Source organism: Sphingomonas sp. HDW15A (genome assembly GCF_011301715.1).
Classification (GTDB): domain Bacteria; phylum Pseudomonadota; class Alphaproteobacteria; order Sphingomonadales; family Sphingomonadaceae; genus Sphingomicrobium.
In genome coordinates this window covers 1,082,225-1,095,462 of the sequence record NZ_CP049870.1, presented here as the reverse complement: position 1 = coordinate 1,095,462, position 13,238 = coordinate 1,082,225, and the positions used below count along the sequence as shown (strand labels likewise).

12 protein-coding genes and 1 tRNA gene are annotated in these 13,238 nt (G+C 62.7%); 2 read left to right on the top strand and 11 right to left on the bottom strand.

Annotation, left to right across the window (positions count from 1 at the left end):
* Window positions 1-51 precede the first annotated feature (51 nt).
* The 11 genes from G7076_RS05630 to G7076_RS05580 form a co-directional block, all read right to left on the bottom strand.
* A complete protein-coding gene (locus tag G7076_RS05630; RefSeq protein ID WP_166201124.1) occupies window positions 52-705 on the bottom strand; it encodes an ATP-dependent Clp protease proteolytic subunit in 654 nt (217 codons plus the stop codon).
* 56 nt (window positions 706-761) lie between these two features.
* Entirely contained in the window at window positions 762-1,694 is a 933-nt protein-coding gene (locus G7076_RS05625) for a glycosyltransferase family 2 protein (RefSeq protein WP_166201122.1), read from the bottom strand.
* Window positions 1,695-1,728: 34 nt separating this feature from the next.
* The gene (gene tig / locus G7076_RS05620; RefSeq protein WP_166203411.1) at window positions 1,729-3,276 is read right to left on the bottom strand and encodes a trigger factor; all 1,548 of its coding nucleotides are present in this window, start codon (window positions 3,274-3,276) and stop codon (window positions 1,729-1,731) included.
* Between the two features lie 153 nt (window positions 3,277-3,429).
* Window positions 3,430-3,514: transfer RNA gene (locus G7076_RS05615), tRNA-Leu, on the bottom strand.
* 293 nt (window positions 3,515-3,807) lie between these two features.
* Window positions 3,808-4,440 carry a hypothetical protein gene (locus G7076_RS05610; RefSeq protein WP_166201120.1) on the bottom strand — a complete coding sequence of 211 codons (633 nt, stop codon included), beginning with the start codon at window positions 4,438-4,440 and terminating at the stop codon, window positions 3,808-3,810.
* A gap of 11 nt (window positions 4,441-4,451) precedes the next feature.
* Complete coding sequence (locus G7076_RS05605) at window positions 4,452-5,675, bottom strand: M48 family metallopeptidase (protein ID WP_166201118.1); 1,224 nt, start codon at window positions 5,673-5,675, stop codon at window positions 4,452-4,454.
* The gene (locus tag G7076_RS05600; protein WP_166201116.1) at window positions 5,672-6,454 is read right to left on the bottom strand and encodes a hypothetical protein; all 783 of its coding nucleotides are present in this window, start codon (window positions 6,452-6,454) and stop codon (window positions 5,672-5,674) included. Before G7076_RS05600 ends, G7076_RS05605 begins: the two co-directional genes overlap by 4 nt.
* Before the next feature lie 74 nt (window positions 6,455-6,528).
* Entirely contained in the window at window positions 6,529-8,001 is a 1,473-nt protein-coding gene (gene gatB, locus G7076_RS05595) for an Asp-tRNA(Asn)/Glu-tRNA(Gln) amidotransferase subunit GatB (RefSeq protein WP_206367582.1), read from the bottom strand.
* Window positions 7,992-9,470, bottom strand: coding sequence for an Asp-tRNA(Asn)/Glu-tRNA(Gln) amidotransferase subunit GatA (gatA, locus tag G7076_RS05590; protein WP_166201112.1), 1,479 nt, complete (start codon window positions 9,468-9,470; stop codon window positions 7,992-7,994). The genes gatB and gatA overlap by 10 nt, the downstream gene beginning before the upstream one ends.
* Window positions 9,470-9,757 carry an Asp-tRNA(Asn)/Glu-tRNA(Gln) amidotransferase subunit GatC gene (gene gatC / locus G7076_RS05585; protein WP_166201110.1) on the bottom strand — a complete coding sequence of 96 codons (288 nt, stop codon included), beginning with the start codon at window positions 9,755-9,757 and terminating at the stop codon, window positions 9,470-9,472. The genes gatA and gatC overlap by 1 nt, the downstream gene beginning before the upstream one ends.
* 42 nt (window positions 9,758-9,799) lie before the next feature.
* A complete protein-coding gene (locus G7076_RS05580; protein WP_166201108.1) occupies window positions 9,800-11,509 on the bottom strand; it encodes a DUF4153 domain-containing protein in 1,710 nt (569 codons plus the stop codon).
* 136 nt (window positions 11,510-11,645) lie between these two features.
* Between G7076_RS05580 and G7076_RS05575 the strand changes: the two genes are divergently transcribed.
* Together G7076_RS05575 and ruvX are read left to right on the top strand one after the other, a co-directional pair.
* Window positions 11,646-12,758 (top strand): DUF3089 domain-containing protein, encoded by a 1,113-nt coding sequence (locus G7076_RS05575; RefSeq protein WP_166201106.1) that lies wholly within the window; start codon window positions 11,646-11,648, stop codon window positions 12,756-12,758.
* The gene (gene ruvX, locus G7076_RS05570) at window positions 12,755-13,231 is read left to right on the top strand and encodes a Holliday junction resolvase RuvX (protein WP_166201104.1); all 477 of its coding nucleotides are present in this window, start codon (window positions 12,755-12,757) and stop codon (window positions 13,229-13,231) included. Before G7076_RS05575 ends, ruvX begins: the two co-directional genes overlap by 4 nt.
* Window positions 13,232-13,238 lie beyond the last annotated feature (7 nt).

The window sequence follows — 13,238 nt, the reverse complement described above, 5'->3', positions numbered from 1 at the left end:
TAGTGTCGCCGGACCGAGCTGACAAGAAAAACGACGGAAGTGTTACAGCCGTCAGGAGGGCGTGACGTCTCCCGCACCGGTGCCTTCGTCGTTGCCAGCATCGGGACGCGTGTCGAACACTTCGTCAATGAGGCCGAACGCCTTGGCCTCGTCGGCCTCCAGGAACTTGTCGCGGTCCATCGCCTTCTCGATCTCCTCGATCGGCTGCCCGGTGTATTTCGCATAGAGCGCGTTGAGGCGCGTACGCATGCGCAGGATTTCGCGGGCCTGAATCTCGATGTCGGACGCCATGCCCTGCGCCCCGCCCGACGGCTGGTGGACCATGATGCGGCTGTTGGTGAGTGCGACCCGCATTCCCGGTTCGCCGGCCGCTAACAGGAAGCTGCCCATTGAAGCGGCCTGGCCGATGCACACCGTTCCGACCTTGGGGCGGATGTATTGCATGGTATCGTGGATCGCGAGGCCGCTTGTCACCACGCCGCCCGGCGAATTGATGTACATGAAGATGTCCTTCTTCGGATTTTCCGACTCAAGGAACAGCAGCTGGGCGGTGATGAGCGAGGCCATATGGTCCTCGATTGGACCGGTGACAAAAATGATCCGGTCGCGAAGCAGGCGCGAATAGATGTCGAAGCTGCGTTCGCCGCGGTTGGACTGCTCGATGACGATCGGGACGAGTTGGGCGGCGATATCTGCATGATCCATGGGAAAATCGGGTCCTTTGATTGGCAGGGCCTACATCGGGCGGATCGCGACGATGTTCAAGCGGGTCCGGGCTGCGCGAGGTAGGCAAGTCGTCGCATTTCCCTCCGCCCGCGCGTGACCGTGTCGAGGATCAGGCCAGCGAAGAAGCAGAGAACCGCGACGATGGTCATTCCGGTGACGAGGATGGCGGTGGGGAAGCGCGGGACGAGGCCGGTATCGAGGTAAGTCAAGACGAGCGGGATCGAGAGGATGATGGCGGCAAGCAGAAGCATCGCGCCAATGGTGCCGTAGAACAGCACCGGCCGCTCGACACGATACAATGTGCCGATGGTTTTCAGGATCCGCCAGCCGTCGCGATAGGTGGACAGCTTGGATTCCGAGCCTTCCGGGCGCGCACCGTAGGCCGTTTCCACTTCACCCACCGGCATCCGAAGCTCGAGCGCGTGGACGCTCATCTCGGTCTCGATCTCGAATCCCTCAGATAGGACAGGAAAGCTCTTCACAAACCGTCTTGAAAAGACACGGTAACCAGAGAAGATATCAGAAAAGCTGCGACCGAAAAGGCGCGCGAGTAAGCCGGTGAACAGGCGATTCCCGAGCACATGGCCGCCGCGGTAAGCCTCCTTCGCTTCGTGCTGGCGGGTGCCGACGACCATGTCGAGTTGCTCGCTGACGAGCAGGCGAACCATCTCCGGCGCGGCCTTTGGATCATAGGTGAGATCGCCGTCGGCCATGAGATAGACGTCGGCGTCAATATCGGCGAACATCCGGCGCACGACATGTCCCTTGCCCTGCATCCGCTCGGTGCGGACGACAGCCCCGGCCTTTTCGGCCATCTCGACTGTCCGGTCGCGGCTGTTGTTGTCGTAAACGTAGACGATCGCGCCGGGCAGCGCTGACCGGAAGCCGGCGATCACCTGGGCGATCGCCGCCTCCTCATTATAACAGGGCAGCAGGACGGCGACCGTCGGGATGGACGATTGGTTCATTGCCCTTCCCTAGCCGCCGCCTCTTGCCTTGGCGTTACTTTTTCTTCGCAGCAGGCTTTTTCGCGGCCGGCTTCTTTGCCGGTTCCGCCTTGGGGTCAGCCTTCTTGGCTGCCGGCTTGGCGCCAGCGCCATCCTTTACCGGCTTGGAAGGCTTCGGAACTTCGGCCTTGGCGTCCGCACCCTTGCCTGCCGTGGCCGTCTTCGCAGAAGGCTTTTCGGCCTTCGCAGGTTTCGCAGCCTTCTTCGCCTTGGCAGGCGCGGCATGGTCATGTCCGCAGCCGGGACCATGGACGTGGCCTTCCTCGCTCTCGAGGTCGGCTTCCAGCTCCTCACGGGTCGCGGAGCGCTCGGTCACTTCCGCCTTCGAGAACAGGAAATCGACAACCTTGTCCTCATAAAGCGGTGCGCGGAGCTGCGCGGCGGCCATCGGCTCATTCTGGACATACTGGATGAACCGATCGCGATCCTTCGGCTGATACTGCGAAGCTGCCTGGCCGATGAGACGGTTCATTTCTGCCTGGCTGACCTCGACGCCGTTAGCAGCGCCGATCTCGCTTAGGAGCAAGCCAAGGCGGACGCGGCGCTCGGCGATCTTGCGATAATCTCCGGCCTCGCTCTCGATTTCCTTCAGCGATGCTTCAGGATCCTCTTCGTGGCTCGCTTCGTGGCGAAGCTGGGCCATGATGTTGTTGAATTCGGCATCGACCATCGACGGCGGCACTTCGAAGTCATGGTCGGCAGCAAGCTTGTCGAGCAGCTGGCGCTTCATATGGGTGCGTGTAAGGCCATTGAGCTCCTGCTGGACCTGGTCGCGGATAAGCCCTTTCAGCTGCTCGAGGTCATTGAGGCCGAGCGACTTGGCGAACTCATCGTCGATCTTGGTTTCACCGGCGACCTTCACCTCTTTCACGGTGATCTCGAAAGTGGCTGGCTTACCCTTCAGATTCTCGGCGGGATAATCCGCCGGGAAGGTCACTTCGATCTGCTTCTCGTCGCCGGCCTTCACCCCGACGAGCTGATCTTCGAAGCCAGGAATGAGTTGCCCTGAGCCGAGAACGACCGGCATGTCGGTGCCGGTGCCGCCTTCGAACGCGACGCCATCGGCCTTGCCAACGAAGTCAATGACGACCTGGTCGCCATTGCCGGCCTTGTGGCCCTTCTTCGCTTCGGCAAAGCGAGTCTGCGACTTGGCGAGCTGCTCGACCTGGCTGGCGACGACCGTTTCATCTGCCTCGACGGTCAGGCGCTCAATCGTGAGGCCATCGATCTTCGGCTTGGGAACGTCAGGAAGCGTTTCGAGCTTGACGCGGACTTCGGCGTCCTTGCCCTGGGCATAGCCGTCGGCAAGCTCGACTTCCGGCTGCATCGCCGGGCGGATCTTGTTGTCGCTAAGGAGCTTCTGAACCGACTGCGCGACCGCGGTCTGGAGCGCTTCGGCGTGAAGACGATCGCCGTGCATCTTGCGAATAAGGTTCGGCGGAACCTTGCCGGGACGGAAGCCGGCCATCTTGATTTGCGGAGCAAGCTTCTTCACTTCCTGGTCCAGCCGGGCGTCGATGTCCTTCGCCGGGATGGTCAGCATGAAGGCCCGCTTCAGGCCCTGGTTCTCGGTCTCGACAGTCTTCGTTGTCACGTCTCTAGCTTCCTGCCTAAAAATTCTCGTGCCGGCGCGGCCACTTCTGGGCCTGCGCGATTTTCGTCCCTGCCGGTTACCCGCCGAACTCCATGGCGAAAATGGTGCGGGCGAAGGGACTCGAACCCCCACATCTTGCGATACTTGGACCTAAACCAAGCGCGTCTACCAATTCCGCCACGCCCGCGCGGACGCCTTTTAAGGTGCGGGGCCTATAGCAAGGCTGCGCGCACACACAAGTCACTGGCAACGGACTGCTCGCCAAGGCGTTAGCAACTCAAGGAGAAACGCCATGACTTCCCCCGCCATCACCGCCGGAACGCCTGAACAGCCGGAACCGGATCCGTCGCCTGTCCCGGCGAGCCCCGGACAGCCCAGCCCGGCACCGCCGGAGACCCCTCCCACCGGTCCAGACATCGACGTCCCGTCCCCGCCGTCACCGGGGACACAGCCGCCTACGACTCCGATCTCACCGGTCGCCTAGCGGCGGATCACGGCCGAGTTCGCGACCGCCTCGAAATCGGGAAGCGCGGCATTGAAATAGTGAGAGCGCGCGCCGTCCAGGAGGATTAGATAGAGCTTCCCGCCGACGACCGCTCCGACCGCGCGGCCGCGGCGCCAGACCTCATCGCTGTCGAGATGGTCGTAATCGAACTGAAAGCCCGGGTAGCCCATGAAAGTGCGGGGAATAAGCCCGGTGGTCTTGAAGTCGATCGTGCCGGCCCGGACCCGGTAAAAGCTTTCGAGCATCGATGCGATTTCCGGCGCAGTCATGTCCGACCGGAATTTCGGCACCTGCTGAGCGTCACGCTTGTTTTGCCGAATGATGTAGCGGCCGCCCTTAAGCCCGGTCACGAAACTCAGGGAATCGAGATAGGCGCCATTAAGCGTCCAATCCTCTACCGCCCGGATATCGTCGATCACCCAGATGTTGCTGATGCGATTCCATTCGCGCGGAGGTGTGACGGTCATCGAGCCGTCGCCAACGTTGCGCGGCTGAGCGCGAACCAGCGAGTAGCCGCCGTAGCCGTAGGTGTCGTCACCGAGCGTGGAGCAAGCGGAGAGCGGCAGAGCGACCGCGGCGGCGAGGGTCAGGATCGTGTTGCTGCGCATGGTTCGAGACCTCATAAGAACTGCAGCTGCTGGCGGATGAACGGCGCGTCGGGCGCGTTCGGAGCGATCAACAGATAACGCTGGAATGCCCCCTTCGCCTCGGCCCGGTTTCCAGCCTTCTGAAGCATGATGCCGTGCCAGCGCCAGGCATCGGGTGGCGCATCCGGATAGCGAACCGATGCGGCATAGCCCGCCGCGGCGCGGGCATCGTCTCCGGCGCGATTGCGGAGACGCCAGATCTCGGCCTCGGCATAGCGCAGTAGGCCGTTCCAGCCGTCCTGCGCCAAGGTCTCGACGATGTACTGACTGGCGCCCGGATCGTTGAGCTTGATCTGATCGTCGATCATCGTCGGTCGGATCTGCCCGATTGCCTGGAGATAGCGGGCGCGATGATCGTCATAAATACGGCCCGGCACCGTCACCTCGTCGGCCGAAACGCGAAGGTCGGCCATTCGCGCTTCGGGCGAGGGATGGGTCGCGAAAAGCGAGTATCCGCGATCGCGATTCTTGCGGCGGTAGGCCGCGGAGGCATCGAGCTCTCCGATCAGCTGCTGCCAGGTCTGGGACATGGCGTGCGGCGAATAACCGGCGTCGGCGAGGAGCTTCACACTCATCGCATCGGCTTCCGCCTCGAGCGTGCGATTGTAGCGGAGAACGGATAGTATCGCGCCAAGCTGGGCCAGGCGGGCATAGTCACCGACGTAAACGCCGGCTGCGCCGCCCGCCACACCGGCGAGCATCGTCCCGATCGCCAGCAAGTCCGTTTTCTTGCGCATGTCGCGCCACTGACGGATCTGGTGCCGCCTCAGGAAATGGGCGCTTTCATGAGCGATGACCCCGGCCAGCTGCGCCTCGTTGCGCATCCGCAGCAACAGGCCGGAAAAGACGACCGCAAAGCCCGTCGGGAACATCATCGCGTTGAACTCGGGAATGCGCGCCAGATAAATGCGCATGTCTTTCGTGGCCGGACCGCCGACCTTGCCGATCAACTCCTTGAGATAGGCGTTGAGGCCTGGGTCCTTGATAAGCAGGTTGGAGTCGGCAATCTCGGCCTCGACGCGCTCCATCTGCTGCCACATGCCCTGCTCGTCCTTGTCGACCGGACGGTGGCCGGGTCCAACAAGCGGGACCATATCGCGGGGAAGGATGCGGGCCTGGGCGATGCCGGTCGCTAGGCCGGCGGCTGCCGCTCCAAACCCAGCAAGAAGGCTGCGGCGCGTGAGAAGCGCGCTCACTGGGCTCTCCCCTGCTGCGCCCGGCGAATGTTCTTGCCGGGCTTCATCCGGTCGAGAAGCCGCTCGACCATGGTCGCGGCGCCTTCCGGTTTCCGAATATCACCCATATTGATCCCGGCGATCTGGGTCCCCGTCTGAAGGACGTTGAACCACACGACCTGACCTGTCCTGAGGTCGACCAGGCTGGCGTATGCGAATTGACCGCCGCCACCGATCGTCGGGGCACAGAAGCCGACGACGCAGCCGGCGACGCCAAGCACCTGCAATGCGACTCGCCCGGTCGAGGCGAAGCTGTCCTCGGCATGGAGGAACAAAGCGTAGTCGAATCCCGACTTGCGGCCGAGCGCGACTGCATCCTCGCCGAGTGTCCAGTCGAGACCCTTGCCGCGCTTGGTGGGCAAGTTCGCCCCGGCATAGCGATGGAGGGCGATGGACGAGCCGACGGCATAATGGAGGCGCTCCAACTCGGCGATTTGCTCGCCAGTCACGCCCTTTGATGCGAGGCCGTCGCGCGACTCGAGAATGAACGCGTTTCCACCTCGATTCTCTTGTTGGGCTTTCAGCGCAGATATGATGTTGGCGCGGGCGGTCTCGGTCCAGTCGGCGCGCGGTTCGACCATCCCGCCGGTCGTCACCGAGCCAACAGTCACGTCAGGACGCATCACCAACAATCGGTAATCGCCCTGCGGTGGCGTGAACTCGACATCGGCATATTGACGGGTCTGGACGCAGGCCGTCAGGGCCATCGCCATTCCCGCCGTGACTAGCAATCGACGCATACTCGCCCTCCCGCGGCCATCCGCGCGAGAGATAATGCTTAATTTAGAGCGACTTGCAAGCGACTTGTGATTGTTCAGCCGTCGAGCTTGGAGCGAAGTCGTTCGTTGACGACGCCCGGATTCGCCTTTCCAGCCATCGCCTTCATCGTCTGACCAACGAAGAACCCGAAAAGCTGCTGCTTGCCAGCCTTATATTCGGCGACCTTGTCGGCGTTGGCAGCGAGTATTCTGTCGATCTCGGCGTCGATGGCACCGGTGTCGCTAGTCTGCTTGAGACCACGCTCCTCGACGATCTTCGACGGCGGCTCGCCGGTTTCGAGCATGATTTCGAACACCTGCTTGGCGATGGTGCCACTAATCGTGCCGTCCGCCACCAGCTTAAGCAGCTCCGCGCCTTCGTCAGGCGAGATACCGGTCGTTGCCAGAGTTTCGCCGCGCTTGTTGAGCGCGCCGAATAGTTCGGCGACGACCCAGTTCGCGCCCTGCTTTGCGTCCGCTCCCGCTTCCAGCAGGGCGTCGAACCAGCGCGCGGTCTCGACCTCCGCGGTCAAAACACTGGCGTTGTAGGGCGAAACCCCCGCCGCCTCGTAGCGCTTGCGCTTGGCATCGGGCAGTTCGGGTAGCGACGCCCGGCATTCCTCGAGGAATGCATGGTCCAGTTCGAGCGGAAGCAAATCCGGATCCGGGAAGTAGCGGTAATCGTGCGCGTCCTCCTTGGAGCGAAGTGTGCGCGTCACGTTCTTGTCGGGATCGTAGAGGCGGGTTTCCTGAGCGACCTCGCCGCCCTCCTCGATCAGGTCGACCTGTCGGCGGGCCTCATGCTCGATGACCGCCATAACGAAGCGGACGGAGTTGACGTTCTTGGTCTCGGTGCGGGTTCCGAACTCCTCACCCGGCTTGCGAACGCTAACATTGACGTCGGCACGCATCGAGCCTTCTTCCATGTTGCCGTCGCAGCTTCCGACATAGCGGAGGATCGCCCGCAGCTTGCGCAAGTAAGCACCGGCCTCGGCGGGCGAGCGCATGTCCGGCTTCGACACGATTTCCATCAGCGCGACGCCTGAGCGATTAAGGTCGACGTAGCTCATGGTCGGATGCTGGTCGTGCATCAGCTTGCCGGCGTCCTGCTCGACGTGGATCCGCTCAATACCGATAGTCTTTGCGCTCGACTCATCCTTCTCGTCGGTGAGGACGGTGATTGACCCCTCGCCCACCAGCGGATGATAGAGCTGCGAAATCTGGTAGCCCTGCGGAAGGTCAGCGTAGAAATAGTTCTTGCGGTCGAAGCGCGACCATTTGTTGATCTGCGCGTCGATTGCCATGCCGGTGCGGACCGCCTGGCGGATGCATTCTCGGTTCGGCACCGGGAGCATTCCCGGCATCGCCGCGTCGACCAGCGACACCTGCGTGTTGGGCTCGGCCCCGAAGGCAGTCGCTGCGCCGCTGAACAGCTTGGCGTTGGAGACGACCTGCGCATGCACTTCAAGGCCGATGACGACTTCCCAATCGCCGGTGGCGCCTTTGATCCGATAGTCGCTCACCACCACTTCTCCGCACGATGGGTGAATTCGGCGCGTTCCTCGATCGCAAGGCCGGCGTCGAGCACCGTCTGCTCGTCGAGCTCCTTGCCGATGAGATGCAGGCCGAGCGGAAGCCCCTGGCCGTCCAGATCCCCTGGAACGCTCATCGCCGGAAGGCCAGCGAGGCTGGCGGGAACAGCGAAAACGTCGTTGAGATACATCGCCAGCGGGTCACTCGTCTTCTCGCCCAGCCCGAAGGCCGCGCTCGGCGCGGTCGGTGTAAGAATCAGGTCGCATTTCGTGAAGGCTTCGGCGAAATCGCGCTTGATCAAGGTGCGGACCTTCTGAGCCTGTGTGAAGTAGGCATCGTAGAAACCCGCCGACAGGACGTAGGTGCCGATCATGATTCGGCGCTTTACTTCCGCTCCGAAACCATGATCGCGGGTGGCGGCATACATGTCGTCGAGGCTCTTCACGCCCATTTCCCGCAGGCCGTAACGAACGCCGTCGTAGCGAGCGAGATTCGACGAGGCCTCTGCCGGGGCGATGATGTAATAAGTCGGAAGCGCATATTTCGTGTGTGGAAGCGAAATCTCGACGATTTCGGCGCCGGCATCTTTCAGCCAGGCAATGCCTTTGCTCCACAGCGCATTGATCTCGTCGGGAACGCCATCGATGCGATATTCCTTGGGAATACCGACGCGCTTGCCCCTGAGATCACTCGACAAACTCGCTTCCCAATTGGGTACCGGTACGTCGAGACTGGTCGCGTCCTTCGGGTCGAAGCCACACATATTCTCGAGCAGGATGGCGCAGTCGCGAACATCCTTTGCCATCGGCCCAGCCTGGTCGAGCGATGAGGCGAACGCGACGATGCCCCAACGGCTGCAGCGGCCGTAGGTCGGCTTGATGCCACTTATACCCACGAATGCTGCCGGCTGCCGGATTGAGCCGCCGGTGTCAGTGCCGGTCGCGCCCGGTGCCATACCCGCGGAGACCGCTGCAGCGGAGCCGCCGGAGCTTCCGCCGGGGGTCAGCGCGGCATTGCCGCCGTCGTTGCGACGCCACGGCGAGATAACCGGGCCGTAAGCGCTGGTCTCGTTCGACGAGCCCATCGCGAACTCGTCCATGTTAAGCTTGCCGAGCATCCCGGCGCCGGCGCGCTTGAGATTCCCACTTACCGTGCTTTCGTAGGTCGGCTTGAAGCCCTTCAGGATGTTCGATGCCGTCGTACTGTCCACGCCTTCGGTGCAGAACAGGTCCTTGATCCCGAGGGGGATTCCCGAGAGCGGTTTGAGTTCGTTTGAGGCGCGGGCCTTGTCCGCTTCGTCGGCAGCCGCAAGCGCCAGCTCGGGCGTTTCGACCGTCCAGGCGTTGAGGGCGCGGCCGGCGACGACGGCGGCGTTGAAGCTCTCGGCGATTTCGCGAGCGCTGAACTCGCCGGCGCGAAAGCCGTCGCGAAGCTGGGCGATCGTCTTGCCCGTCAGATCGGTCACTATTCGATCACCTTTGGCACGGCAAAAAAGCCATGCTGCGCATCGGGCGCGTTCTTCAGGATGTCGTCGCGAACGTCGCCGTCGTTCACAACGTCGTCGCGGAGGCGAAGGCGGTTCTCGATGACTGCGGTCAGTGGCTCTACACCGTCGGTACTCACTTCACCCAACTGTTCGACCCAGCCGAGGATATTGTTCAGTTCTGGCACCATCTTCGCGATCTCTTCCTCGCTCAGCGCGAGGCGGGCGAGCTTGGCGACGTGGCGCACTTCTTTTTCGCTAACTGGCATGGAGGGGCGGCTAGCAGGGCCGCCCCGCCCCTTCAAGCGACCTTACTCGAACGGCGCGCCTACCGGCTTGCCGTCGAGGAAGATCTGACGCCGTTGAACGTCGCGAACCTCCACCGTCGCGGACTTCAGATCCGAGACTGCGGCAACAGGTGGGGTTGCAATGGCCGACGCGGGCTGTCCCGGTTCCTTGCCGGCAGTCACTTGGTCGAGGTCGATCATCGAGCTCGAAGCAACCGCGCGTCCGTCCCCGTGCACACTGACAAGCGCGAGCCTGCGTTCGTCGATTCGAACGAGCAGACAGCGCGCCGGCGAAGCGCATTGGCCGCTTCGAGCAATATAGCGGCGAAGGGGAGGATCGAGGCGAATGTCCGGGCTAGCGAGACGCACTTGCCGGTCAAGCCCGGCTTCCGCGCTTGCGCTGCGGAGGTCTTCCTGGACGATAAAGCGCTGATTGCTTTCAAGGACTCGGCTTGCGAGCGAGCGCGTCTCAGCCGAACCGTTTCTTGCGATTTCTGATAGTGCCCGCCGGCCGCTCGGCCCGAAGTCGAAGGCCATAGCCGCCCAGTCGAATTCGGCCGGCGAGACTTTGCCGCTTTCGAGCCGGGCGAGTTGCGAGCGACTGCTGATCTTGCCGAAATCGAGGATCGGCATGGCGAGCAGCAAGGCGAGCCCGCAAACGCCGACCGCCAGCTTCTTCTGATAATCGCGAAGACGAACGTCGAAGCGCGACTGGTCCATCGCGAAGGCGAGCCAGTTTGCGATTCCGAAGGCAATCGCCACTCCGCAGGCGATGACTCCCCATAAACGCTCGGGAGTCCAGCCATATTGGTCTACGCGCATGCTCATTGAAATGAACGCGAGCACCCCGAGCGGGAGAACCGAGCCAAGCAGGCCGATCTCCGTCAGGCGCCACAGCCTCCCCTTGCTCCGGTCGTCCGGAGAACCGCCGATGATCGCGTTTAGGAAAATGAAAGCGAACGCGGCGACGGCAAGCAGAAGCGGAGTTTCCGGGACGCCCGACTTCCACAGGCCGGCAAGGCCGGTCGCCGGAAGCGCGATCAGGAATAGCACGAGGGCTGAGGCGAACACGGGCGCGAGGACCGAGACGATGACGGTCACAAGCCGCTGAAGCGTGGCCAGCAGCGGCGCGCGCTCGCGCAAAATGGCGCTGGCGGTGCCGAATGCAGCACCCGCAAGCATCCAGTCGAACCATCCCTCGTCAAGCAAGTCCTTCAGGACCGCAACACCAATCGCATCGAACAACTGCGCGAGGAGAAAGGCGAGCAGGAACGTCAGGCCGGTGAAGGCCAGGCTTGCCGCGCCGATGATCGCGTCGTCCCAGACGTAACGATGGAGCGGAGCATAAGGCAGCGCCGGGCGGCCGCAGTCGCGGAGCACCTGGAACAAAGGCCCGGCAATCCCGACCGCGAGCAAGGCCGACAGGAACGGAAATTCGACGATCTCGCCGCGAAAATTATAGGTGGCGGTGTAGAAACCGATCATTCCGATGATCGCGCCCCAGACCAGCGCGAAGGCGGCCGCCCACGAAAGTCGGAAGCGCTCCGCAGTGATCAGGAAGGAAACCGTCGTCACCAGCACGAAGGCCGCGGAGGCCTGACGGATCGACGTCGGATCCGCGCCGCCAGGCATGTCGACAAGAAACCAGAAGACCAATCCGGCCGCAGCTCCAACAGCGGCCAAGAGCCACGGCCGTATCGGCCAGCCTCTTTCAACTTCCTGCACCGTCTCCATCGCCAAACTCCTCACTGCTCACGAGAATGTGGCACGAATTACGACCGAGAAGCATGAGCAAAGGCTGAGCATTCGCTGAAATCTCGCGCGGTGAGCCGTCCTTGCCCCTTCAGGGCCCCCTCGCTAGGGCGCGGCCATGCTTGCCCGCCGTTTTCTCGGATGCGTCCTGATCCTGATCATCATCGCCGTTGCCGGCGCCTTTGCATTTTTCCAGTTTGGAAGCGCGATGCTAGTCCGCTCGGCGACGCCGCAGGGCAATTACCAGCGGCCGGCGCCATCGACCGACCCGGACTACGCGGACCCAGGAAGCTGGATCAGCCGGCCAGGAAGCGAGCTGCCTGAGGCGAGATGGAGTCCTGACGGAGTTGGCGGCACTGCCGCAGAGCCCATTGCGGCGGCGACTTTCTACATCCACCCAACGACCTACCTCCTCGCCGACCGGTGGAACGCGCCGCTGAAGCCATCGGGGCAGGCAGGATCAAATCTTCGGCTGTTCCTGAAAAGCCAGGCCAGCGCTTTCAACAGAATATCGTCGATCTGGGCCCCGCATTATCGCCAGGCGGCTTACGGCGCCTTCCTGCTCGACAGCGACAACGCCCACAAAGCGCTAGACCTGGCCTACGGCGACGTTCGCAATGCCTTCGACCGATTTCTTGCGGAAGTGCCGGCAGGAACACCAATCATTCTAGCTGGTCACAGCCAAGGCTCGCTGCACCTCACGCGCCTCCTCGCGGACCGCAAGCAGGCCTTGAGCGGGCGGCTGGTCGCTGCCTATGTCGCGGGATGGCCGGTGGGTGCTCGCGCTGACCTTCCGGTAATGGGCGTTTCGGCCTGCAAATCGCCGCAGGAGAGCGGCTGCCTTCTCAGTTGGCAAAGCTTTTCGGAACCGGCCAATACCAAGCTCGTAACGGAGGCCTGGGTCGGAACCCGCGGACTCACTGGCGCGACGCGGGCCCGCGAGGACATGTTGTGCGTCAATCCGATTACGGGCGTCTTGGCGAGCGAGGCACCCCCAAGCGCAAACATTGGTACGCTGGTCCCCAATCGGGCGATGGAGGAAGCGAAGTTGACCCGTGGCGCGGTCGGCGCGCGGTGCGACCACGGCTTTCTAAAAATTTCCGGCGATATCCCCGATCTCGGGCCGTTCGTACTGCCCGGCAATAATTACCATGTATACGACTATGCCCTCTTCTGGGCGAACGTCCGCGCCGACGCAGATCGGCGCCTGCAGAATTGGGCACGCAAATGATTTGTGCCACGGCGAGTGAATTCCTCGAAGCGGTCGGAGCAATTGGCGGGCGGCTGGTTGGGCTTGACGTCGGAACGAAGACGATCGGTCTCGCCACTTGCGACGCGCGCTGGAGCTTCGCAACTCCACTCGAAACGCTGAAGCGCGGCAAGTTCTCTGTGGATCTTGAGCGGCTTCGCACGCTGGTCAGTCAGCACGAGCTTGCGGGCATTGTCGTCGGCTTGCCGCTCAACATGGACGGAAGCGACAGCCCGCGGACCCAGTCCGTACGAGCCTTCGCGCGCAACCTTGCGCCGCTTGAGCTTCCCATTTTGCTGTGGGATGAGCGCTGGTCGACGGTCGCGGTCGAGCGTGCGATGCTGGACCAGGACATGAGCCGCGCAAAGCGCGCTGAGAAGGTCGATGCGCACGCCGCCGCTCATATCCTCCAGGGTGCGATCGACGCGCTGGCCAACCTCCTTCCGCATGCTTAGTCAGGTA